Genomic DNA, 22,233 nt, shown 5'->3' with positions numbered 1-22,233 from the left:
GCGGCGTGACGGGGTGACGCGGAGGCGTAAGCAGAAGATCCGTTCTGCGGATCATCCTGGAGTGTCATGCGTACTCGAATCACCGCCCTGGCCCTGTCCGGACTGACCTCGGCCGCCCTCGTGTTGGCTGCCGGCTCCGCGGCCTACGCCTCGCCCGTCGCCGACCACCACACAGCCGCCGTACCGGCGGAGGCCCAGGGCGAATGGGTCGACGGGCTCCTCCGTGCGGCGGCGGAGGGCAGCGGTAGAGCCACCCACACCTGGAATTTCGACAGCCGCGGCGCCGTCCCGTCCAAGCTGGTGGCCCGTCAGTCCTCCCGGACGGAGGGCGCCAAGACGGTGACGGCGGCGGCCGAAGCGCCCGCGGCCAAGGCCCCGGCGGCGGCCCCGGCGCCGGCCGCGGCCCCGGCCCAGGCACCGGCCGTCGCTCAGGCTCCGGCCAAGGCCCCGGCGGCGGCCCCGGCCGTCACCGCCGCCGAGCCGGGCGAGGAGGAGCCGCCGGCCGAGGAGGAAACCGAGCCGGGGGAGGAGGACGGCGAGCGCGGTCGGAACACGGCCCTGCCGTCGACGTTCGGGTACCTCGACGAACTGGGGCAGCTGGACCGGCTGTCGGGCCGCACCGGCAAGCACTGCCACCACCACCACGCCTGCCCCTGCAACCCCTGTGACCACGGTGGGGGCGAGGGCCCCGGCGACCACGGCGGGGGCCACGGCGGCGAGCACGGCGGCGGCCACGGGAACGGCGGGAACGGCGGGAATGGCGGCAATGGCGGGAACGGCGGCAACGGCGGCAACGGTGGAAGCGGCGGGAACCAGTCCGAGAGCCAGAACCAGAACCAGAGTCAGAACCAGTCCCAGAGCGGCCAGCAGAGCCAGGACCAGAACGTCAATGTGACGGTCGTCGTCCAGAACACCATCGTCAACACCGTCGACAACAGCGCGAACAACAGCGCCACCGCCAGCGCGAACAACTCCTCGCAGAACACGGCGAGCAACAGTCAGTCGGCCTCGCAGACCAACAACAACTCCAACGTCAACAACGCCAAGTTCAGCGAGGGGCCGGGGAAGGGGCACGGGCCGAGCTACCCGGGTCACGAGGGCCACGAAGGCCACGAGGGTCACGAGGGCCACGGAGGTCACGAGGGCCACCACGGTGGCCACGAGGAGGAGCACGGCTGGCACCACTGGGAGCTGGCGGAGACGGGGAGCGACACCTCGCCGGCCCTGTTCGGCCTCTCGGCGGCGCTCATCGCGGCGGGTGCGGTGGCCATGCGCGCCGGCCGGCGCTCCGACCGGAGTGCCCGGTGACCGGCCGACGGATCTGACCTACTGACGGATCTGACCTACTGACGGACGGGCGGTGCGCGTGGCGCATCGCCCGTCCGTCGTGTGTCCGCCGGACCGGCTCAGCGCAGCTCGGCGGGCGGCGTGCGGTCCGGGTCCGTCGGCTCCTCCCGGACGAGGCTGCCCCAGACGGCCATCCGGTACAGCGAGGTGTAGACCGGCGTACAGGTCGTCAGGGTGATGTAGCGGCCGGGCCCGTCGTACGGCGAGCCGACGGGGACCGGGGCGATGACGCCGATGTCGTCCTTGGCGGTCTCGGGCAGCGTGGCGTCGACGTGGTAGACGTACCAGTGGTCCCTGGTCTCCACGACCAGCGGGTCGCCCGGCCGCAGCCGGTCCAGGTCGTGGAACCTGGCGCCGTGACCGTCGCGGTGGGCGGCCAGGGCGAAGTTGCCCGAAGCCTCCCAGGGCATGGCCGAGTGGTACGGCGCCGTGTAGGCCCCGGCGACCCCGTCCGCGAGGGTCTCCCCGTCGGTACCGACCTTGATCAGCACCTGGTAACCGGCGCCCAGGGCCGGGGCGTGGAGGAAGCCGACGGCGTCGCCCGGGCCGAACGGCGGGGGTGCGGCATCGGTCGGCGGGGCGGCCGGGGCAGGGGCCGACCAGGACTGGCGCAGCCGGGCGGCGGAGAGGTCCGCGTGACGGTCGGCCGTGAGGTTCGTCCACCACAGCGAGTGGACGACCAGCAGGGCGAGCAGCACGCCGAGGGTGAACAGCAGGTCGCCGAGCGCGCCGATCGCGACTTGCAGGGGGTGTCGGCGCGGGGCTCTCCGCTCGGCCGGGTGCTCGGTCGCCATGGGGTCGTCCCTTCGGGCGGGAGTGCGGGGGAGAGGGCGGGCGGGGCCGTGCCGGGCACCGCCCCGGCGGGCGTCCCGGCCGGCCATGCGTACTCCACCGCGCCGTCGAGGCGGCGGGCAAGCCGACACGCCACGCCGTGCCCGGGGGCGCGCCGCCCGGCCTGTCGGCGCTCGGGAGGACCGGGCCCGTGGCATGCCCGGCGGGGTGGCCCACAGGCGCGTAACCTGCTTGGGCGGACGGATGGAGGGGTCGATGGCGGTGGAGGAGCAACGGGCCGGGAGCCGGGTCAGCCGGCCGGAGAACCGGCTGGTCCGGCGCGGGTTCACCGACCCGGCGCGGGCGGTGCGGCTGCTGGAGGGCCCCGGGCTGGAGGGTCTGGCCGACGACCCCGTGCTGCTGGACGCGCTCGGTGCCACCGCCGACCCCGACCTCGCGCTGCTCGGCCTGGCCCGGCTGCTGGAGGCCGCCGACGAGGCCGACCGGCACACCCTGCGCGACACCCTCACCACCTCCAAGCCGCTGCGCGACCGGCTGCTCGGCGTGCTCGGCGTCTCCACCGCGCTCGGCGACCACCTGGCCCGGCACCCGCACGACTGGCACGCGCTGGTCACCTTCGAGCTGCGCGACATGCACCCCGGCCCGGAGGACTTCCGCCGCGCCCTCGCCGAAGGCGTCCGCGACGACCTCTCCCTCGGCCCCGCGAACGCGCTGCGCGTCGCCTACCGCCGCTGCCTGCTCGCCATCGCCGCCCGCGACCTCACCGGCACCACCGACCTCGCGCAGGCCGCCGCCGAACTCGCCGACCTGGCCGGCGCCACCCTCCAGACCGCCCTGGACCTCGCCGCCGAGCAGGACCCGGAGGCCGCCGCGGCCTGCCGGCTCGCGGTCATCGGCATGGGCAAGTGCGGCGGCCGCGAACTCAACTACGTCTCCGACGTGGACGTCATCTTCGTCGCCGAACCGCGCGAGGGCGTCGAGGAGCACGACGCGGTCAAGGCCGCCACCCGGCTGGCCGCCGCCCTCACCAGGCTCTGCTCGGACACCACCGGGGAGGGCACCATCTGGCCGGTGGACGCCAACCTGCGCCCCGAGGGCCGCAACGGCCCGCTGGTGCGCACCCTGGCCAGCCACCTCGCCTACTACCAGCGCTGGGCCAAGACCTGGGAGTTCCAGGCACTGCTCAAGGCCCGCCCGGTCGCCGGGGACGCCGAGCTCGGCGCCGCGTACATGGAGGCGCTCGCCCCGATGGTCTGGCAGGCCGCCGCCCGGGAGAACTTCGTCGCCGACGTGCAGCAGATGCGCCGCCGGGTCGTCGACTCCATCCCGGCCACCGAACTGGACCGCCAGCTCAAGCTCGGCCCGGGCGGGCTGCGCGACGTCGAGTTCTCCGTCCAGCTGCTCCAGCTGGTGCACGGCCGCACCGACTCGGCGCTGCGCAGCGGCAACACCCTGGAAGCGCTGGCCGCGCTCTCCCGCGGCGGGTACGTGGGCCGGGCGGACGCCGCCTCGCTCGACACCGCGTACCGCTTCCTGCGCTCGCTGGAGCACCGCATCCAGTTGTACCGGTTGCGCCGCACCCATCTGATGCCCACCGCCGAGGAGGACCTGCGCCGCCTCGCCCGCTCGCTCGCCGCGCTGATCAACGACGACACCCGTGCCGACCCGGTGGCCGCCCTGCAACGCGAGTGGAAGCGGCACGCGGTGGAGGTCCGGCGGCTGCACGAGAAGCTGTTCTACCGGCCGCTGCTCGACGCCGTCGCCGAGCTGCCGCCGGGCGCCACCGGGTTGACCCCGGACGCGGCCCGGGCCCGGCTGGAGGCGCTGGGCTACGCGGACCCGGCGGCCGCGCTGCGCCACCTCAGCGCGCTCGCCTCGGGGGTGAGCCGCAAGGCCGCGATCCAGCGCACCCTGCTGCCGGTGCTGCTCGGCTGGTTCGCCGAGTCCGCCGACCCCGACGCCGGGCTGCTCAACTTCCGGCAGGTCTCCGACGCGCTCGGCCGCACCCCCTGGTACCTGCGGCTGCTGCGCGACGAGAGCGCCGCCGCCGAACAGCTGGCCCGGGTGCTGTCGGCCGGCCGGCTCGCGCCCGACCTGCTGCTGCGCGCCCCCGAGGCGGTGGCCATGCTGGGCGACCCGCAGGGGCTGGAACCGCGCGGCCGGGCGGCGCTGCAGTCGGAGGTACTGGCCGCCGTCGGCCGGGCCGGGTCCACCCGGGCCGCGGTGGCCGCCGCCCGCTCGGTGCGCCGCCGGGAGCTGTTCCGTACCGCCGCCGCGGACGTGCTCGGCCGGCTCGGGGACGACCCCGCCGAGGCGCTGGACACCGCGGGGGAGGCGCTCACCGCGCTCAACGCCGCCACCCTGGGCGGCGCGCTGCGCGCCTGCGTCGCCGGATGGGAGGCCGAGCACGGGGACCTGCCGACCCGGATCTCGGTGATCGCGATGGGCCGCTTCGGCGGCCACGAACTGGGCTACGGCTCGGACGCGGACGTGCTCTTCGTCCACGAGCCGCTGCTCGGCTCGCTGGAGGAGGAGGCCGCCCGGGCCGCCCAGGCGGTCTGCCACGAGCTGCGCTCCCAGCTGGGCGCGCCCTCCACCGAGCCACCGCTGCTGGTCGACGCCGACCTGCGGCCGGAGGGCCGCAGCGGACCGCTGGTGCGCACCCTCGCCTCGTACACGGCGTACTACCGGCGCTGGTCGCACGCCTGGGAGAGCCAGGCGCTGCTGCGGGCCGAGCCGGTGGCCGGGGACGAGGAGCTGGGCGCGCGGTTCCGGCAGCTGATCGACCCGCTGCGCTACCCGGGCGGCGGGGTGCCGGAGCGCGACGTGATGGAGATCCGCCGGATCAAGGCGCGGATCGAGGCCGAGCGGCTGCCGCGCGGGGCCGACCCGACCACCCACACCAAGATCGGCCGGGGCGGGCTGGCGGACGTCGAGTGGACGGTGCAGCTGCTGCAGCTGCGGCACGGGCACGAGCTGCCGGGCCTGCGCACCACCCGGACCAGGGCGGCCCTGGCGGCGGCCGCGGCGGACGGGCTGGTCGAGCCGGAGGACGCCGAGGTGCTGGACGCGGCCTGGGTGCTGGCCTCCCGGGTGCGGGCGGCGGTGATGCTGGTGCGCGGGCGGCCGGGGGACAGCTTCCCGGGGGAGGCCCGGGAGCTGGCCGGGGTGGCCCGCTACCTCGGGTACGGCTCCGGGCACAGCGGCGAGCTGCTGGACGACTACCGGCGGACCACCCGTCGGGCCCGGGCGGTGGTGGACCGGCTGTTCTACGGCGTCGGCTGACGGGTGCGACCGGCGGGCGCGACCGAGGGGGACCAGCGGGCGCGTCCGAGAGGGACCAGCGGCGGGTACGCGGAAGGGGCCCCCTGTTCAGGGGCCCCTTCCGGGAGGTCCTAGCGGCGGGCGCTGCTGACCGCGGGCTCGCTCCACTGTTCGGGAACGGTGATCGGCTGCTCGTCCACCGCCTCCCGGGCGGGCACCTTGGGCAGTCGGTACACCCACTCGTGGTACATCCAGCGGGCGGTGAGGAAGCCCACCGCCAGGCAGAGCTCGCCGCCGACGGCGTCCATCCAGAAGTGGTTGGCGGTGGAGACGATGACCACCAGGGTGGCGGCCGGGTAGAGCAGGCCGAGCACCCTGACCCACGTCCGGCGGGCCAGGAAGAAGATCGCCAGGCCGCACCACATCGACCAGCCGATGTGCATCGAGGGCATCGCCGCGTACTGGTTGGAGACGTGCGCGGCGGGCCCGGAGGCCATCGAGCCCCAGGTGCCGTGGACCTTGACGGTGTCGATGAAGCCGCCGTCGGTCATCAGCCTGGGCGGGGCCAGCGGGAAGAAGTAGAAGCCGACCAGGGCGATGCCGGTGGTGACGAACAGCACCGAGCGGGCCGCGACGTAGCGCCCGGGGTGGCTGCGGTAGAGCCAGACCAGCACGCCGATCGTGATCACGAAGTGCAGCGTCGCGTAGTAGTAGTTCATCCCGGTGATGAGCCACCCCACGCTGTCCACGGCGTGGTTGATCGAGTGCTCGACGGCGATGCCCAGGTGGTGCTCCAGGTCCCAGATCCAGCGGGCGTGCTTCTGGGCTATCGCTTCCTGTTCCGGAACCGCGTTGCGCACGATCGAGTAGATCCAGTAGCTGATCCCGATCAGCGCCAGTTCGAACCAGATCCGCGGCCTGGCCGGCGAACGGCGCTGGGCGCCGATGTGCGCGCGCAGGGCGGCGGTACGGGACGGGGCGGCACGGGTGGCTCCATCGGGCAGGTGGCCGGGGACGGCCTTCGCTGCTTCGGAACCGCCACCGCTCGCCGCGTCGGCGCGCCCGGCGCCGCCTCGTTGGATCTCGGTCGGTTCCCCCATGGACGGCAAGTCTGCCAGACCGCTCGTAGCCGTCTGCTCATCCTCTGGAAGTGGATTCTTCACCGGCTGTCCCCCTTGAGGGCTACGGGCCGGCTCCCACCGGGGTAGGGGGTGTTCGGGGGTTGGGTGCATACCGGTGGGACGGACATACGTCCCATTGTCACGCCCGTCGCTCCAGGGGAGTAATCGGGGTGGTCGGGGACGGTCGCCCACCTGGAACTTCCCACTACGAAACGGTTTCTGCATCTTGCTGAAACATATTGCAGGCCGCTAGCTTCCTGGGAAATCGATCGCCCCTTCCCCTAAGGGAGCCCTCAGTGGCCGATGCCCCGCTCCGCCCCCGACGGAGCACTGCCCGACGAACCACCGGCCGTCGCAGACCGCCCGGCCGCACGGCCGTCCTGCTGGCCGCCGCACTGACCGCCGCCACCCTCGGCAGTGCCCCCGCGGCCCTCGCCGCCGCCCCGCCGGCCCCGCCCTCGGACGCCGCGCTGGCGGCCACCGCCGGGCGGCACGACCTCAGCCGCGAGCAGTTCTACTTCGTCCTGCCCGACCGCTTCGCCAACGGCGACGCCGCCAACGACACCGGAGGCATCACCGGAGGGCGGCTGGAGAACGGCTTCGACCCCGCCGACAAGGGCTTCTACCACGGCGGCGACCTGGCCGGGCTGATCCAGCGGCTCGACTACGTCCAGGACCTCGGCACCACCGCGATCTGGATGGCCCCGATCTTCAAGAACAAGCCGGTGCAGGGCACCGGGGCCGACGCCTCGGCCGGGTACCACGGCTACTGGATCACCGACTTCACCCAGGTCGACCCGCACTTCGGCACCAACGAGCAGCTCAAGGAGCTGATCGCCAAGGCGCACGCCCGCGGCATCAAGGTCTTCTTCGACGTCATCACCAACCACACCGCCGACGTCATCGACTACGCCGAGAAGCAGTACGGCTACCGCTCCGCGGGCGCCTACCCGACGCTCGACGCGGACGGGAACCCGGTGGACGAGACCGCCGTCGCCGACGCCGGCTCGCCCTGGCCGAAGACCACCAGGGACTCCTTCCCCTACACCCCGGTCTTCCGCACCCCGGCGGACGCCACGGCCAAGACCCCGTCCTGGCTCAACGACCCGGCGCTCTACCACAACCGGGGTGACTCCACCTTCGTCGGCGAGTCCGCCACCGAGGGCGACTTCAGCGGCCTGGACGACCTCGACACCCAGAACCCCAAGGTGGTGAAGGGCTTCGAGAAGGTCTACCAGCAGTGGGTCAAGGACGCCGGCGTGGACGGCTTCCGGATCGACACCGTCAAGCACGTCAACATGGCGTTCTGGCAGCAGTGGGCCCCCGCGCTCAAGGACTTCGCCGCCAAGCAGGGCAACAAGAAGTTCTTCATGTTCGGCGAGGTCTACTCCGGGGACCCGGCGGTCACCTCGCCGTACGTCACCAAGGGCAGGCTCCAGGCCACCCTGGACTTCCCGTTCCAGGGCGCGGCCCGCTCCTACGTCTCGCAGGGCGGCTCGGCGCGCAACCTCGCCGACGTCTACGCCCAGGACTACCGCTACACCAGCGCCGACACCGACGCGTACGAGCTGCCGACCTTCCTCGGCAACCACGACATGGGCCGCTTCGGCTCCTTCCTGCTCGCCGACAACCCGGGCGCCGACGAGGCGACCCTGCTGAAGAAGGACCGGCTCGGCACCGAGCTGCAGTTCCTCACCCGCGGCCAGCCGGTCGTCTACTACGGCGACGAGCAGGGCTTCACCGGCGCGGGCGGCGACAAGGACGCCCGGCAGGACATGTTCGCCTCGCGGACCGACTCCTACAACGCCGACCGGGTGCTCGGCGGCCCCGCCGGCCCGGCCGACCGGTACGGGCAGGGCGGCGAGCTCTACCGGGGCGTCGCCGGGCTGGCCAAGCTGCGCCGGGACAACCCGGCGCTGGCCGACGGCGCCCAGATCGAGCGGTACGCCGCCGACGGAGCGGGCGTGTACGCCTTCTCCCGGATCGACGCCGGGCAGCAGGTCGAGTACCTGGTGGCGGTCAACAACGCCGCCGAGGCGAAGACCGTCACCCTGGACACCTTCTCGGCGGGGATGGGCTTCGACCGGATCCACCCGTCCGCGGGGGAGCGGATCACCAGCGGCGCCGACCGCAAGGTGACGGTCACCGTGCCGGCGCTCTCCTCCGTGGTGTTCAAGGCGGGCGGGAAGCTCGCGGCCGTCGGTTCGGCGCCGCAGCTCTCGGTTCAGCCGCCGGCCGACGGCTCGGCCGGGCTGGTCACCGTCGGCGCCACGACGGACAAGGGCTTCAACCGGGTCGGCTTCGCCGCCCAGATCGGCAACGGGCCCTGGCAGACCCTGGGCACCGCCGACACCGGCAAGTACGCGGTGACGCAGGACCTCGGCGCCGTCGCGCCCGGCACGGTGGTGCGCTACAAGGCCGTCGTGCAGGACTCAAGCGGCCACCTGCGTTCCGCCACCGCGAGCTTCACCACCGGCGCGCCCGCGCCCAAGCCGGTGCCCACCGCCGGCTCCCGCCCGTACGCCGTCGTCCACTACAACCGGCCGGACGGCGACTACGACGGCTGGAACCTCTACGCCTGGGGCGACCTCGCCGACGGCGAGGCCACCCAGTGGCCGGCCGGGCACGCCTTCACCGGGCGGGACGCGTACGGCGCCTTCGCGTACGTGCGGCTGAAGCCCGGCGCCTCGGACGTCGGGTTCATCGTGGAGAAGGACGGCGTCAAGGACGTCGACGCCGACCGGCACCTCGACGTCGGCGGCACCGGCGAGGTGTGGCTCCGGCAGGGCGACCCGGCCGTGCGCACCGCCGACCCCGGGCCGCCGAACAGCCAGCCCGCGAACACCGCCGTCATCCACTACAACCGGGCCGACGGCGACTACGACGGCTGGGGCCTGCACGACTGGACCGGCGCCGCCACCCCGACCGACTGGGGCAAGCCGCTGGCGCCGGCGCGCCGCGACGCCTTCGGCGCCGTCTTCGAGGTGCCGCTGGCCCCAGGGGCGACCAGCCTCAGCTACATCCTGCACAAGGGCAACGACAAGGACCTGCCCGCCGACCAGTCACTGGACTTCGCCGTCAACGGCAAGGAGGTCTGGATCCTCGGCGGCCGCGAGGGCTACCTGCTGCCGCAGAACCCGGCCGCCTCCTCGCAGATCGACCTCACCGCCGCCAAGGCCCAGTGGATCGACGCGCGGACCGTCGTCGTCCCGGCGAACTACGGCTCGGGCGACGACGCCCTGGCCGGCGGCACCAGCGCCCAGCTGGTGTACGACCCCGAGGGCGGTATCCGGGCCGACCGGGGCACGCTGACCAAGCCCGGCACGTGGCTGCGGCTCACCCCGGTCAAGGGCGGGCTGACCGACGCGCAGAAGGCGAAGTACCCGCACCTGGCGGGCTACCGGGCCTTCACCGTGGACCCGAGGGACGCCGCCCGCGTCCCGGCCGCGCTGCGCGCCCAGCTGCTGTTCACCGAACACCTGCCCAGCGGCGCGGTGTCGGCCGCCACCGGCGTGCAGATCCCGGGCGTGCTGGACGACCTGTACGCCGGGAGGACCGGCAAGGTCGACTTCGGGCCGGCCCACTACAACGGCAAGGTGGCGCTGTCGCTGTGGGCGCCGACCGCGCAGGAGGTCTCCGTCCAGGTCTACGACAGCGCCACCGGGGGCACCCCGAAGACGCTGCCACTGAAGCGGGACGACGAGACCGGGGTGTGGGAAGTCGTCCGCGACAAGCGCGAGTTGGACGGCAAGTACTACCTGTACCAGGTGAAGGTCTGGGCACCCTCGGTGCAGCAGGTCGTCGTCGACACCGTCACCGACCCGTACTCGGTGGCGCTGTCCACCGACTCGAAGCGCAGCCTGGTCGCCGACCTCGACGCCAGGGAGCTCAAGCCGAAGGGCTGGGACGACCACGCCCGCCCGCAGGCCGTCCCGCTCGCGCGGCAGCAGATCCAGGAGCTGCACGTCCGGGACTTCTCGGTCGAGGACTCCACCGTCCCGGCCGCCGAGCGCGGCACCTACCTGGCGTTCACCGAGTCGGACTCGGCCGGGATGCGGCACCTCCGGGAGCTCGCCAAGGCCGGGGTGACCACGGTGCACCTGCTGCCGACCTTCGACATCGCCACCATCCGGGAGAACCGGGCCGACCAGAAGCTGCCCGCCTGCGACCTCAGGTCCCTTCCGGCGGACGGCCCGAAGCAGCAGGAGTGCGTGGCGGCCGTGGCCGCCGACGACGCGTACAACTGGGGCTACGACCCGCTGCACTACAACGTGCCGGAGGGCTCCTACGCGACCGACCCCAACGGTACGGCCCGTACGGTGCAGTTCCGGCAGATGGTGCAGGCGATGCACGCGGCCGGGCTGCGGGTGGTGCTCGACGTGGTCTACAACCACACCGCCGCCAGCGGCCGGGCCGAGCACTCGGTGCTGGACCGGGTGGTGCCCGGCTACTACCAGCGGCTGGACGCCAACGGCAAGGTGACGACGGACAGTTGCTGCTCCGACACCGCGCCCGAGCACGCCATGATGAACCGGCTGGTGGTCGACTCGGTGACGCTGTGGGCCCGCGAGTACAAGGTGGACGGCTTCCGCTTCGACCTGATGGGCCTGGACCCGAAGTCCACCATGCTGGACGTGCAGGCCGCGCTGCGGAAGATGACGCCGGACTCGGACGGCGTGGACGGCCGGAACGTCCTCCTCTACGGCGAGGGCTGGAACTTCGGCGTGGTCGCCAACGACGCCCGGTTCGTGCAGGCCACCCAGGTCAACATGGCCGGCACCGGCATCGCCACCTTCGACGACCGGATCCGGGACGCCGCCCGCGGCGGCAACTTCATGCTGAACTCCGCCCAGCAGCAGGGCTTCGCCTCGGGCCTGTACACCGACCCGAACGGCTCGGCCGCGAACGGCAGCCCGGAGGAGCAGAAGGCCCGGCTGCTGCACCAGATGGACCAGCTGAAGGTCGGGCTGACCGGGAACCTGGCCGGCTACTCCTTCACCGACAGCTCGGGCAAACCCGTCACCGGCGCCCAGGTCGACTACAACGGCGCCCCGACCGGGTACGCGGCCAAGCCCGGCGAGGCGGTGGAGTACGTGGACGCCCACGACAACACCGACCTCTTCGACGCGCTCGCGTACAAGCTGCCGACCGGCACCGCGCCCGCCGACCGGGCCCGGATGCAGGCGCTCGGGCTCTCGCTGACCGCGCTCACCCAGGGCGCGGGCTTCGCCCAGGCCGGCAGCGACCTGCTGCGCTCCAAGTCGCTCGACTCCAACTCCTACGACTCGGGGGACTGGTTCAACGCGATCCACTGGGACCCCGCCGACGGCAACGGCTGGGGCCGCGGCCTGCCGACGGCGAAGGACAACCAGGAGCAGTGGGCGGCGGCCCGATCCCTGCTGGCCGACCCGAAGCTGCCCGTCGGCGCGGCCGACATCCGGGCGACCTCCGCGCAGTACCAGGAGTTCCTGCGGATCAAGCAGTCCTCGCCGCTGTTCTCGCTGCCGACCCTGGCCGCCGTCCAGCAGAGGCTCTCCTACCCGCTCTCCGGCACCGCCGGTGAGACGCCCGGGGTGATCACCCTGCACCTGGACGGCACCGGGCTGCCGGGGGCGGAGAAGGGCGTCACGGTGGTCTTCAACGCCACGCCCACGGCGCAGGCGCAGACCGTGCCGGCACTGCGGGGCACCGGCCAGGCGCTGCACCCCGTCCAGGCGGGCGGGGCGGACCGGGTGGTGCAGCGGTCCGGCTTCGACGCCGCGACCGGGACCTTCACCGTGCCGGGCCGCACCGTGGCGGTGTTCGTCCAGCGCTGACGATCCGACGCCGGTCGGTCCGACACCGGTCCGTCCGGCGCGGGTCCGTCCGACACCGGTTCGTACACCTCTACAACTCCCGGGCCCCGTACCACCGTTCAGGTGGTGCGGGGCCCGGCTGCATGTGGGGGAGGGGTGGTTCCGTTCCGGACGCACTCTGGCCGGAAACCGTTGATGGCACGGCCGGAACTGTGACGTGCCGGGTCTGCCGGACGCTGTCGGCCACCCGCCGCCGGGGGAAGCGGACCTGAGTGCTGGTCATCGACCTCCGGCAGTGATCGAACTTTGTCCGGGGCATGAAAACCGTGTTCACGAGTTCGTCGTGGGGTAACACAACTGACGAACCGTCCTGCATACGGTTTCGGTAATGAATCGGCCAATCCGTGGCATGCATCTGTCATTAACGGCTCGTTTGCTGCCACGATTCCCCCGGCTGTAGACGAGGGGGCCCCACCCCCCGGTGCAGCTGTTCCAGTTCAGGTGCAGCGCGTCCCGACCCTGCAACGAGTTGTGAGCACCGCATCCCGCACTCCCGTCGCACCCGGCGGGGGCCCCCACTGCGCCGCAACCGCGGCCCAGGTTTTCTCTCCACCGTGCGCGACCCAGCGCCGGTCGGAAAAGGAGTCCGCATGTCCCGTTACGCTCACGCCCGGAAGGCGGCGGTTGTCATGGCCGCCTCCACCGCGCTGCTGGTCACCGGGTTCCCGGTGATCGCCCAGGCGGCCACCCCGGACGCGCCGGCCGCCGTCGCGGCCCAGCAGGCCAGCCGTGCCCAGCTGATCTCCGTCGCGAACCAGCAGACCGCCACCCTCGCCCAGAGCCTGGGCCTGAGCGGCGAGGAGAAGCTGGTCACCCGGGACGTCATCCAGGACGCGGACGGCACCCGCCACCTGCGGTACGAGCGCACCCTCAACGGACTGCCCGTCCTGGGTGGGGACCTGGTGGTGCACCAGGCGCCCACCGGTGCGACCAAGAGCGTTGACCGGGCCAGCACCGCCTCGCTGAGCGGTGTCAGCACCACGCCGAAGCTGGCCGCGCCGGCCGCGCAGAGCGCCGCGCTCGCCGCCGAGTCGGGCGCCGCGGTCGACACCGCGCCGCGCCTGGTGGTCTGGGCCGCCGACAACAGCCCCCGGCTGGCCTGGGAGACCGTCGTCTCCTCCACCAAGTCCGACGGCACCCCGAGCAAGATGCACGTCGTCACCGACGCCACCAGCGGCCAGGTCATCCAGCAGTGGGACGGCATCGAGACCGGCTCCGGCAAGGGCGTCTTCGTCGGCAACGTCACCATCGGTACCACCCAGTCGGGTTCGACGTACCAGATGAAGGACGCCGCCCGCGGCGGGATGTACACCACCAACCTGAACCACGGGACCTCGGGCACCGGCACGCTGTACAGCAAGTCCACCGACACCTGGGGCGACGGCACCGTCAACAACGGCGAGTCCGCCGCGGTCGACGCCCACTTCGGCGTCGCGGCCACCTGGGACTACTACAAGAACACCTTCGGCCGCAACGGCATCCGCAACGACGGTGTCGGCGCCTACAGCCGCGTCCACTACGGCAACAACTACGTGAACGCGTTCTGGGACGACTCCTGCTTCTGCATGACGTACGGCGACGGCAGCAACAACACCGCGCCGCTCACCGAGCTGGACGTCGCGGGCCACGAGATGAGCCACGGCGTCACCGCGGCCACCGCCAACCTGACCTACTCCGGTGAGTCCGGCGGCCTCAACGAGGCCACCTCGGACATCTTCGGCACCATGGTCGAGTTCTCCGCCAACATCCCGACCGACAACCCCGACTACCTGATCGGTGAGTTGATCAACATCAACGGGAACGGCACCCCGCTGCGCTACATGGACAAGCCGTCCAAGGACGGCGCCTCGGCCGACTACTGGTCCTCCACCGTCGGCAACAAGGACGTCCACTACTCGTCCGGCGTCGCCAACCACTTCTTCTACCTGCTGTCCGAGGGCAGTGGCGCGAAGGTCATCAACGGCGTCAGCTACGACTCGCCGACCCAGGGCAACATCACGGTCACCGGCATCGGCCGGGACAAGGCGGCGGCCGTCTGGTACCGCGCCCTGACCACCTACATGACCTCCAGCACCAACTACGCCGCGGCGCGCACCGCGACGGAGAAGGCGGCCACCGACCTGTACGGTGCCGGCAGCGCCGAGCTGACCGCGGTCAGCACCGCCTGGGCGGGCGTCAACGTCGGCACGGCGCCCTCCGGCGGCGTGACCGTCACCAGCCCGGGCAACCAGTCCACCGCCGTGGGCGGCGCGGTCAACCTCCAGATCAGCGCCACCGGCGGCACCGCCCCGCTGACCTACACCGCGACCGGCCTGCCCACCGGCCTGTCGATCTCCTCCTCCGGCGCGATCACCGGTACCGCCTCCACCGCGGGCACCTACAACGTGACCGTCACCGCGAAGGACTCGGCCGGCAAGACCGGCAGCACCAGCTTCACCTGGACCGTCTCGACCGGTGGCGGTGGCTGCACCCCGGCGCAGCTGCTCGGCAACGAGGGCTTCGAGAGCGGCACCGCCACCCCGTGGACGGCGTCCAGCGGCGTGGTCGACAGCAGCTCCTCCCAGGCGGCCCACAGCGGCTCCTGGAAGGCGTGGCTGAACGGCTACGGCTCCACCCACTCGGACTCGCTGTCGCAGACGGTGACCATCCCGGCGGGCTGCAAGGCGACGCTGAGCTTCTGGCTGCACATCGACACCGCCGAGTCGGGCAGCACCGCGTACGACAAGCTGACCGTGTCGGTCAACGGCACCACGCTGAAGACCTACTCCAACGTGGACGCCGCGGCGGGCTACCAGCAGCGCACCTTCGACCTGTCGTCCTACGCGGGCCAGACGGTCACGGTGAAGTTCGCCGGGACCGAGGACGCCTCGCTCCAGACCAGCTTCGTGATCGACGACACCTCCGTCCAGACCGGCTGAGCCCGGACCGGCTCCTGACGGGCCGGTGAACCAGGACAGGTGAGGGGCCCGGTGGCTACGGCTGCCGGGCCCTTGTCGTGGCCGGGGTCCGGTCGTGCCGGGGTCCGGTCGTGCCGGGGTGTTGTCGTACCGGGGTCTTGTCGTACCGGGGTCTTGACGGCCCCTCCGGGCGCCTCTAGGTTCAGCGCTGCAAGTTTCCGGCAAGTTACAGAAAATTCCTGCAGACTTCGCCCCTTCGGCTGCCCCACCCCAGCCACCCTCAGGAGACGACGTGGTCACCACCGCCCCCGCCCGCCGGCCCGCCCGCGCGGCCGGTGCGCTCGCCGCCTCGGCGGCGCTCGCGCTCTCGCTCGGCACCGCCCTCGGCGCCCCCACCGCCCAGGCCGCCCCGCCCGCCGACAACGGCAAGGACGTCACCGCCACCCTCTTCGAGTGGCGCTTCGACTCCGTGGCCCAGGCCTGCACCTCCACCCTCGGGCCCAAGGGCTACGGCTTCGTCGAGGTCTCCCCGCCGCAGGAGCACATCCAGGGCGCGCAGTGGTGGACCTCCTACCAGCCGGTCAGCTACAGGATCGCCGGGCGGCTCGGCGACCGCACGTCCTTCAGGAACATGGTCGCCACCTGCCACGCGGCCGGCGTCAAGGTGATCGCCGACGCGGTGGTCAACCACATGTCGGCGGGCTCAGGCACCGGCACCGGCGGCACCGCGTACACCAAGTACAACTACCCGGGCGCGTACCAGAACCAGGACTTCCACAGCTGCCGCCAGCCGATCACCAACTACCAGGACCGCGGCAACGTCCAGAATTGCGAGCTGGAGGGCCTCTCCGACCTCGACACCGCCAGCACGTACGTCCAGACCACCATCGCGCACTACCTGGACGACCTGGCCTCGCTCGGCGTCGACGGCTACCGGATCGACGCCGCCAAGCACATCGCCGCCGCCGACCTCGCCGCGATCAAGGCCAGGATGGCCAACCCCAAGGCCTACTGGGTCCAGGAGGTCATCTACGGCGCCGGCGAGCCGGTCCAGCCCACCGAGTACACCGGCACCGGCGACGTGGACGAGTTCCGCGTCGGCATGGACCTCAAGCGGATGTTCACCGCCGACAAGCTCGCCAACCTCAGCGGCTGGGGCGCCTCCTGGGGCTACCTGCCGAGCGGCCAGGCGCGCGGCTTCGTCGACAACTGGGACACCGAGCGCAACGGCTCCACCCTCAACTACACCTACGGCAACACCTACACGCTGGCCAACGTCTTCCTGCTGGCCTCGCCGTACGGCGCCCCCAACGTCCACTCCGGCTACTCCTTCACCAACAAGGACGACGGCCCGCCGAACGGCGGCACCGTCAACGCCTGCTACCAGGACGGCTGGAACTGCACCCACGCCTGGCGGCAGGTCGCCAACATGGTCGGCTTCCGCAACGCGGTGGCGGGCACCGGGGTGACCGACTGGTGGTCCAACGGCAACAACGCGATCGCCTTCGGCCGCGGCAACAGGGGCTACGTGGCGATCAACCACGAGAGCGGCGCGATCACCCGGACCTTCCAGACCGGGCTGCCGGCCGGCACCTACTGCGACGTCCAGCACGGCGACCCGCAGGCGGGCGGCGGCTGCACCGGGCCGACGTACCAGGTGGGCACCAACGGGCAGTTCACCGCCACGGTCGGCGCGGGCGACGCGGTCGCGCTGTACGTCCAGTCGGGCGCGAGCGTCTCCGCCGCCTCGTTCAACGTCAACGCGACCACCTCGGTCGGGCAGAACATCTACGTGGTCGGCGACGCGGCGGCGCTCGGCGCCTGGGACCCGGCGAAGGCGCTGCCGCTCTCCTCGGCCGGCTACCCGGTCTGGTCGCTGGCGCTGTCGCTGCCGGCCGGCACGTCCTTCCAGTACAAGTACGTCCGCAAGGACGCGAGCGGCGCGGTGACCTGGGAGTCCGGCGCCAACCGGACGGCGACGGTGCCCTCCGGCGGGACGGTCGCGCTGAACGACACCTGGCGGCCGTGAGGCCCGGGCCTCCGGGTCGTCCCGGATCCCCGCCGGCCGTTGCGGCGGGGATCCCCTCGTCGCCGCCGCTCCCGGGGCGGGTGGCGGCGGCGACGGGCGGGGGTGACGGATCCGTCCGTCACCCCCGCCCGATGTACGGCATGGCCGTCGCCATCACGGTGGCGAACTGCACGTTGGCCTCCAGCGGCAGCCCGGCCATGTGCCGTACGGTGCGCGCCACGTCGGCCACGTCCATGGTCGGCTCGGGGGCGATCCGGCCGTCCGCCTGCCGCGCGCCCGAGCCCATCGCGGCGGTCATGTCGGTCGCCGCGTTGCCGATGTCGATCTGACCGCAGGCGATCCGGTACGGGCGGCCGTCCAGCGACAGCGACTTGGTCAGACCGGTGACGGCGTGCTTGGTCGCGGTGTAGGCGATCGAGTGCGGGCGCGGGACGTGCGCGGAGATCGAGCCGTTGTTGATGATCCGGCCGCCCTGCGGGTCCTGCGCCCTCATCTGCCGGAACGCGGCCCGGGCGCAGAGGAAGGCGCCGGTCAGGTTGAGGTCGACCACCGCCCGCCAGTCCTCGACCGCCAGCTCCTCCACCGGGACGGCCGGGCCGAAGGCGCCGGCGTTGTTGAACAGCAGGTCCACCCGGCCGTGGCTCCCGGCGGCCGCGGCGAACAGCGCCTCCACCGCGGCCGGGTCGGTGACGTCGGTCGGCACCACGTCGGCCGGGGCGGCGCAGAGCCCGGCGGTCTCCCGCAGCGGCCCGGACCGCCGGCCGGCCAGCACCGTCCGCCAGCCGGCCGCGGCCAGTTCGACGGCCACGGCCCGGCCGACGCCGCTCCCGGCTCCGGTGACGACGGCGATCCGCGGGTTCGCGGCACCCTTCATGGCACCCTCCTCGATGGCTGTTCCCGGTCGGACCCGGGGGAGCGCTCGCCGGCGTCCCCCGGGCCCGTGCCGGGCGTGTCCCGTGGATCCTCGCGGACAGCAGGGCCGTCCGTCACCGGGCAAAGCCCCCAAATCCGGACGGCTCGACGCGGGTGCGGTGGCCACCCCCGCCGTCCGGCCCCCGCCGGTCGGGGGGACCGGTGAGGGTCTTTACCCGATCGCGAACAAACATTGGATTTCCGGTGGCGACCTCGCAACCGGGCCGCCCCGGCCTACGTCATAAGATCGCAGGAAGGCGCACCCCCGCGAGGGGCGGCGCGCCACCACTCCGGGGGACGTGCCATCGCTGTGCCCCCGGGTCTGTCCGGCCCCACCGGGGGGCCGCCGCCCGGTCAGACGGACCGGGCGCGACATCGGTCGGAGAGTCCTCACCGTGCTTAGGCAGTCGTCCCGTTCCCGCGCCGTCCTGTCCGGCGCCGCCGTGCTCGCCCTGGCCGCCTCGCTCGCGGCCTGCGGGAGTTCCGGCGGTGGGAAGGGGGGCGGCGCCGCGGCGAACGCCACCCCGGCCGGCGGCAGCAGCTCGGCCGGCAGCCCGAGCGCCGCCGGCACCGGCCCGGCCACGACCGGCAGCGCGACCCCGACCGCCGCCGGCAAGGTGCTGATGCCCACCGGGCCCGCCGCCGCGCTCAGCAAGGTCCGGGACACCTCCGCCGGCCCGATCATGATGACCAAGGTGACCGGCGCGAAGTCCGGCGTCACCGGCCAGGTCTGGGTCTGGCTGCCGCCCGAGTACAACGACCCCAAGTTCGCCAAGACCGGCTTCCCCGTGCTCACCCTGTTCGCCGGCGGCCAGAGCAACGGCTACAACACCTGGACCGACAACCAGCTGCCGATCCAGGAGGAGAACGAGCGCCTGGTCAAGGAGGGCAAGTCCCACCCGTTCATCATGGTCATGCCGGTGCAGAACTTCAACGGCGACGAGAAGAACGCGCTGGACTGCTCCGACATACCGGGCCAGCCCAAGATGGGCACCTGGATGGCCGAGGACATCCCGGACTTCGTCCGCGCCAACTTCCGCACCGTGAAGGGCCGCGACGGCTGGGGCGTGATGGGCGCCTCCACCGGCGGCTTCTGCAGCGCCAAGCTCGCCCTCCAGTACCCGCAGGTCTACAAGGCCGCGGTGCCGATCGACGGTTACTTCATCCCGGACTCGGGGCTGTGGAAGGGCCACGACGCCGAGCGCGCGGCCAACAACCCGGACGTGCTGGTCGCCCAGGGCAAGGCCGAGGTGAGCATGCTGGTCACCGCGGGCGGTGCCAACCCGTACGAGACCAAGGTGGTCAAGAGCTGGGTGGCCAAGGCGGCCGCGCCGGTGAAGATCGAGTACTACGAGCAGCCCGGCGGCAAGCACCTGACCTCGGACTTCAAGAAGATGATCCCGGACACCCTGGTCTGGCTCACCGCCCACCTGGCGCCGCCGGAGTCCGACTGAGGCCCCTGCTCCCACCCGTTCGCACCTGCCGCCGCCGGTGCCGGGGCGCGTTGGCGCTCCCGGCGCCGGCGGTCCTGCTTTCCGGCGGCTTTCCCCCTCCGTCTCCCGCTGTTTCCCGTTGTCCTCCGCCGTTTTCCGCTCGGGGCCGAGACTCGTCCACAGGCCCGTGACCTGCGCGTCAATCGGACATTGATTCGCTTCTGATCGACTGCCGACACCTTGGCTGGGGCGGTCCTCCACCGGCCGCCGCCACCCGCCGTGCCCCAAGCCGTGAAGAGAGTGCCATGCCGATCCACCTGGTGCCCCAGCCCGTCCCCACCGTGCCCGCGCAGGGCCAGTCCGGAGCCGTCCCGCTGGGGGTGGACGCGTACGGACGGGCCGCGGACGACGAACCGGCCACCCTGCGGTTCGCCGGGCTGCGCCTGGTGCACGCCGCACTGCGCCGCGACCTCGCCCGGCTGCCCAACGCGCTACGGCTGCTCCAGCCCGACGAGGACGACAAGGGCGAGGCGCTGCTGCGGCACTGGAACTTCGTCACCGCGATGCTCACCTGCCACCACGAGCAGCAGGACACCCGGCTCTGGCCGATCGTGCGCCGCTTCGCGCCCGAGCTGCGACTGCTGCTCAACTGGCTGGAGGACGACCACCACAACCTCGACCACTCCTTCACCCGGGTCACCACGCTGGTGCGGATAGCCAGCCGGGACACCGGCAGCGCCTGGCCGGTCGCGTACGCGATGGAGGACCTGGCGGCCCGGCTGGAGACCCACCTGCGGATCGAGGAGCGGCAGCTGCTGCCCCGGATGGAGCGGGTGGTCGCCGAGGGCTCCCGGCTCGGCGGGCTGGGCGAGCTGCTGGACCTGCTGCGCCTGGCCGACGGCCCGGGCGTCGCGGACGCGCTGGTCTGGCTGCTGGAGGGTGTGGAGCCCGCGTCGGTCGAGCGGCTGCTGGCCGAGTGTGACGACGACGTGGCCCGCAACTGGCCGCACTGGCACGCGACCTACCAGCGCTGCACCTCGCCGCTGTGGGCGCCGGCGGACGGTTCGGTCGGCGGCGTCGCGGGGGTCGGGAGCGTCGGGAGCGTCGGCCTGGGGAGCGTCGCCGACTGACCCGGGAGCTTTCGCGGGCCGTTGATCTACGCGCGTGGCATGAGCCTCCGGCACAGACCTCCGGCATATGCGAGCAGTCGTCGGGAATCAGGTGACACCTCAACTCCACACGCCCCCTGAGGGATTCGACCCATCGGCCTCGGGGTCCAGACACTCCGGACGCTCCGGGCCGGGCCAGGGAAGGCGTCACGCCGGCGGTCGATGGCGGGCCGCGCCCGCCGCCCTACCGTCGACGGCATGACCACAGCGCGCAGCACCCCCGACCCGCACCGCCCCCGCCCCCGGACAGGCTTCCGGGCCCACTTCGGGACTCGGTCCCGCGCCCGCTCCCGGCGCGGCCCCGCGTTCCTCGCCGCCGGCGCCGTCCTGGTGCTCGGCGCCGGACTGACCGCCTGCGAGGGCGGCGTGGCCCTCTGCCTGGACGACCACAAGTGCACCGTCGGCATCAAGGCCGACAAGGCCGACGGCGCCAAGACCGTCAAGGTCTTCGGCGGCGACAACCCGATGGAGATGACCGTCGGCCACATCACCGACAACTCGGCCGAGGTGACCATCGGCGACCGCAAGAAGACCGCCGCCATGGACTCCGAGACCTCCGTCAACAGCGTCAGGATCACCCTGCGCAAGGCGAACAAGGCCGACCGCTACGCCGAGCTGCACGTCGAGCGGGACTGACCCCCGGCCCCGACCGCAGGCTCCCGACACCGGCGAAGCGCTCCCCGGCGCCTAATCCGGCAGGCGGTTGAGCCACTCCAGCGGGGCGACCCGGATCGCCGTGTGCGGCGAGCCGTCCCACTCCACCGGAAGCCCGACCGCCTCCAGCGCGGCGACCACCATCCGCCCGACCTCCAGCGTCCGGCACTCCGAGGCCGCGGTGCTCTCCTCCTCGGCGCGGAAGCCGCCGTAACGCAGCATCAGCCCCCGCCCGGCGGCCGCCGCCTCGGTGTCCTGCTGGTGGAAGAAGACGAAGCCGACCGAGTCCTCCGCGGCCTCGCCGCCGATCTCCGCGTAGCCGCATCCCGCGCAGCAGGTGAAGTCCATCGCCGCGACGATGCCCTGGTCCTCCAACGCGTCGAAGGCGTCCGCCAGTCGGTCCACGTCGGTGGTCTCCGGCCAGGCCGCCTGCTCGGCCAGCCGCTCGGTCCACAGCGGAGCGACGATCCGCTCCGCCTCCTCCTGCGTCAGCCCCTGGTCGTCGAGGTCATCGACCAGGGACTCGGCTATCTCGTCCGGCTCCTGGAAGCCGCACCGGATCAACTCGCGGGCCCGCTCCTGGGCGTCGCGCAGCACGTCGGGGGTGAGAACCGTCTCCTCGGTCATGTCCGCATCCTCGCACCCGCCACTGACACTGATACTGCTAACCGGTCCCCGGTGGTCGTGGCTCTGCCACTGACTGACGCCCTGCTGGGCTGTCCTCCGGTTGTTCTGTCCGGCTGCCGGGGCCCGTTCCCCA

General features: G+C 72.6%; 12 protein-coding genes. 8 read left to right on the top strand and 4 right to left on the bottom strand.

The window, feature by feature from the left end; translation table 11 throughout:
• The first annotated feature begins 66 nt into the window (after positions 1 to 66).
• Complete coding sequence (locus ACIQ87_RS29105) at positions 67 to 1,308, top strand: hypothetical protein (RefSeq protein WP_402412132.1); 1,242 nt, start codon at positions 67 to 69, stop codon at positions 1,306 to 1,308.
• A 98-nt stretch (positions 1,309 to 1,406) separates the two neighbouring features.
• Here ACIQ87_RS29105 and ACIQ87_RS29100 read toward each other — a convergent pair whose 3' ends face one another.
• Entirely contained in the window at positions 1,407 to 2,141 is a 735-nt protein-coding gene (locus ACIQ87_RS29100; protein ID WP_402412130.1) for a class E sortase, read from the bottom strand.
• A gap of 253 nt (positions 2,142 to 2,394) precedes the next feature.
• On the opposite strand from ACIQ87_RS29100, the gene ACIQ87_RS29095 reads away from it, so the two are divergent.
• The gene (locus tag ACIQ87_RS29095; RefSeq protein WP_402412127.1) at positions 2,395 to 5,424 is read left to right on the top strand and encodes a bifunctional [glutamine synthetase] adenylyltransferase/[glutamine synthetase]-adenylyl-L-tyrosine phosphorylase; all 3,030 of its coding nucleotides are present in this window, start codon (positions 2,395 to 2,397) and stop codon (positions 5,422 to 5,424) included.
• A 110-nt stretch (positions 5,425 to 5,534) separates the two neighbouring features.
• Here ACIQ87_RS29095 and ACIQ87_RS29090 read toward each other — a convergent pair whose 3' ends face one another.
• Positions 5,535 to 6,503, bottom strand: coding sequence for a phosphatase PAP2 family protein (locus ACIQ87_RS29090; RefSeq protein WP_402412124.1), 969 nt, complete (start codon positions 6,501 to 6,503; stop codon positions 5,535 to 5,537).
• Between the two features lie 317 nt (positions 6,504 to 6,820).
• On the opposite strand from ACIQ87_RS29090, the gene pulA reads away from it, so the two are divergent.
• The 3 genes from pulA to ACIQ87_RS29075 all read left to right on the top strand — a co-directional run bounded on the left by pulA (position 6,821) and on the right by ACIQ87_RS29075 (position 17,305).
• A complete protein-coding gene (gene pulA / locus ACIQ87_RS29085) occupies positions 6,821 to 12,340 on the top strand; it encodes a pullulanase-type alpha-1,6-glucosidase (RefSeq protein ID WP_402412121.1) in 5,520 nt (1,839 codons plus the stop codon).
• Positions 12,341 to 12,969: 629 nt separating this feature from the next.
• Positions 12,970 to 15,297 carry a M4 family metallopeptidase gene (locus ACIQ87_RS29080; RefSeq protein ID WP_402412118.1) on the top strand — a complete coding sequence of 776 codons (2,328 nt, stop codon included), beginning with the start codon at positions 12,970 to 12,972 and terminating at the stop codon, positions 15,295 to 15,297.
• A gap of 271 nt (positions 15,298 to 15,568) precedes the next feature.
• Positions 15,569 to 17,305, top strand: a complete 1,737-nt coding sequence (locus tag ACIQ87_RS29075; RefSeq protein ID WP_402412115.1) for a carbohydrate-binding module family 20 domain-containing protein — start codon at positions 15,569 to 15,571, stop codon at positions 17,303 to 17,305.
• A gap of 118 nt (positions 17,306 to 17,423) precedes the next feature.
• Here the strand turns inward: ACIQ87_RS29075 and ACIQ87_RS29070 are convergent, their stop codons facing one another.
• Positions 17,424 to 18,179: an SDR family oxidoreductase gene (locus tag ACIQ87_RS29070; RefSeq protein ID WP_402412112.1), complete on the bottom strand. Its 756-nt coding sequence runs from the start codon at positions 18,177 to 18,179 to the stop codon at positions 17,424 to 17,426.
• 433 nt (positions 18,180 to 18,612) lie between these two features.
• Here ACIQ87_RS29070 and ACIQ87_RS29065 point away from each other — a divergent pair, with 433 nt between their 5' ends.
• The 3 genes from ACIQ87_RS29065 to ACIQ87_RS29055 all read left to right on the top strand — a co-directional run bounded on the left by ACIQ87_RS29065 (position 18,613) and on the right by ACIQ87_RS29055 (position 21,455).
• Positions 18,613 to 19,671, top strand: coding sequence for an alpha/beta hydrolase (locus tag ACIQ87_RS29065; protein ID WP_402412109.1), 1,059 nt, complete (start codon positions 18,613 to 18,615; stop codon positions 19,669 to 19,671).
• Positions 19,672 to 19,955: 284 nt separating this feature from the next.
• A complete protein-coding gene (locus ACIQ87_RS29060) occupies positions 19,956 to 20,780 on the top strand; it encodes a hemerythrin domain-containing protein (RefSeq protein ID WP_402412107.1) in 825 nt (274 codons plus the stop codon).
• Positions 20,781 to 21,017: 237 nt separating this feature from the next.
• Positions 21,018 to 21,455, top strand: coding sequence for a hypothetical protein (locus ACIQ87_RS29055; protein WP_402412104.1), 438 nt, complete (start codon positions 21,018 to 21,020; stop codon positions 21,453 to 21,455).
• 51 nt (positions 21,456 to 21,506) lie between these two features.
• On the opposite strand, the gene ACIQ87_RS29050 is transcribed toward ACIQ87_RS29055, so the two are convergent.
• A complete protein-coding gene (locus ACIQ87_RS29050) occupies positions 21,507 to 22,100 on the bottom strand; it encodes a DUF6891 domain-containing protein (RefSeq protein WP_402412101.1) in 594 nt (197 codons plus the stop codon).
• Positions 22,101 to 22,233 lie beyond the last annotated feature (133 nt).

Source organism: Kitasatospora sp. NPDC096204, assembly GCF_044763205.1.
In the GTDB taxonomy this organism is placed as follows: Bacteria; Actinomycetota; Actinomycetes; order Streptomycetales; family Streptomycetaceae; genus Kitasatospora.
This window is presented reverse-complemented; position numbering and strand designations above follow the sequence as displayed.